Origin of the sequence: Methylopila musalis (assembly GCF_042679725.1) — a bacterium.
GTDB lineage: Bacteria > Pseudomonadota > Alphaproteobacteria > Rhizobiales > Methylopilaceae > Methylopila > Methylopila musalis.
Window position 1 is genome coordinate 1 of the sequence record NZ_JBHTMX010000325.1, and the last position, 1882, is coordinate 1882.

At 75.1% G+C, this 1882-nt stretch carries 2 protein-coding genes and 1 pseudogene; all 3 read right to left on the reverse strand.

What is annotated here, in order from left to right:
* Positions 1-182 (reverse strand): annotated as a pseudogene (locus ACFQ4O_RS17245) (hypothetical protein); the annotation flags it as partial.
* Positions 179-1315, reverse strand: a complete 1137-nt coding sequence (mltA, locus tag ACFQ4O_RS17250) for a murein transglycosylase A (protein WP_378777574.1) — start codon at positions 1313-1315, stop codon at positions 179-181. The gene mltA and the pseudogene ACFQ4O_RS17245, both read right to left, overlap by 4 nt.
* Positions 1316-1342: 27 nt before the next feature.
* The coding region (locus tag ACFQ4O_RS17255) for a Tim44/TimA family putative adaptor protein (RefSeq protein ID WP_378777576.1) at positions 1343-1882 on the reverse strand (540 nt) is incomplete at its 5' end.

The following is a 1882-nucleotide window of genomic DNA, read 5'->3' on the forward strand; positions in this document are numbered from 1 at the left end:
GGGGCGGCGGAGGCGGCCGGCGCGGCCTTGGGCTCCTGCTTCGGCGCAAGCTCGGGCTCCGGCTCAGGCCCCCGCGCGCGGGGGCCGAGCGGCGTCACGCTCTCCACCACCTTGTCCCACAGCGCGCGCTCGGCGGAGGAGAGCTGGCGGCGACGGCGGCCCCCGCCGCCCCGCCCGATCATGGCCGGTCCGTGCGCGGGAGCAGCACCACGAACTCGGTCTGCTCCCGCATTCCGCCGGCGATGGCCCCGGCCCCATCGCCCGAACCCACGAAATAGTCGCCCCGCGCCTGTCCGAGGATCGCGGAGCCGGTGTCCTGGGCGATGACGAGACGGCGCAACGGGCCCCCGCCGCCCGCCGGCGGAAACCGGCCCTCGATCCAGAACGGCAGGCCATAGGCCCAGCGGGTGCGGTCGACCGCAAGGCTGCGGCCGTCGGTGAGCGGCGCGGCCTGCGCGCCGCGCGGGCCGTCGGCGGGCTTCAGCGCCGTGTCCACCTTGAAGAAGATGTAGGACTGGTTCTCGCGCATCACCGCGCGGCCCTCCGCGGGGCGAGCCCCGAGCCAGGCGCGCAGCGCCTGCATGGAGGCCACCTCCTTCGCCATCACCCCGCGCTGCACCAGCAGCCGGCCGATGGGCGTGAAGGGCCGGCCGTTGCGGCCGTCATAGGCGATGCGGATCACCGAACCGTCGTCCAGCCGGACCCGGGTCGAGCCCTGGATGTGCACGAAGAAGGCGTCGACCCGCTCCAGCCACACCAGAGGCTTAGCGGCGGCGCCGAGCGCGCCGTCCTCGATCTCGGCGCGGGTCGGGAACGGCGCATGGCCGGCTCCGACGCGGCGCGCGGCCGTCAGCTCGTTCGGGACGCCAGCGGGCCGCGGGGCGCCATCGGCGAGGTCCTCGAGATCGCTGGGGCGCGCCAGAAGCGGGGTGTCGAAACGGGCGGTGCGGTGGAGCGAGCCCCGCGCTTCCGGCTCATAATACCCGGTGAGCACGCCGCGTCCCGCCCGGTAGGGCCGGAACCACCGCTCGAAGAAGGCGCGGGCGCCGGCGACGTCCGTGTGGGACCGCGCCAGCGCGGCCTCGCAGACGGGCGTCAGCGCCGGCGGCGGGGGCAGCGCGGCCCGGAGCGGCGGCGTGCCCGCGAGCATCGTGCGGCAGGAGACGCGGAAGGCCGCGAGCGCGCGCGAGGGGTCGTCCTCGGCCCAGCCGTTCAGATCGGCGAAGCGGACGGGCTCAAGCCCCTGCTCGAACGATTGCGCGCCCGCGGGCGCGAGGCCGGCGAGCGCGAGAACGAGCGCCAGGGCGGCGCGCATGGGCATCGGTCGACTCCGGCCGGCGGCTCAGACCGCTTCGGTGGCGACGAGCCGCCAGTTCGGATCGCGGGCGTTGAGCTCGCGGGCGAAGGTCCACACGTCCACCAGATCGGCGATCTCGGTCGGGCTGCCGTCAATCACCTGTCCGGCGCGGTCGCGGGTGGCGCTGATGACCTGCGAGACGAAGCGCACCGTGAGCTGCGCCGAACGCCCCACCACCTCGACCGCGGTCAGCTCCGCCTTTTCGATCGCCACGAAGCGGGACTCCACCGTCTCGCCCCTCGCCTCGCGGGCGGAGATGGCGGCGTCGAAACCGTCGAACACCTCTTTGGCCAGAAGCGGCTTCAGCGTCTTGCGGTCGCCGCTGGCGAAGGCGGTGACGATCATCTCGTAGGCGGCGCGGGCGCCGGCCTGGAACTGGCGCGGGTCGAAATCGGGCTCCGCCGCGACGATCTGGTCGAGCCCGCGGGCCACGGCGCTGTCCGGCGCGGCGAGGCCCTTCCAGCGGTCGGCCGGGGGCGCGTCGTCCAGCGGATCGACCTCGCGCACGGGCTCGGAGGCCCGCTG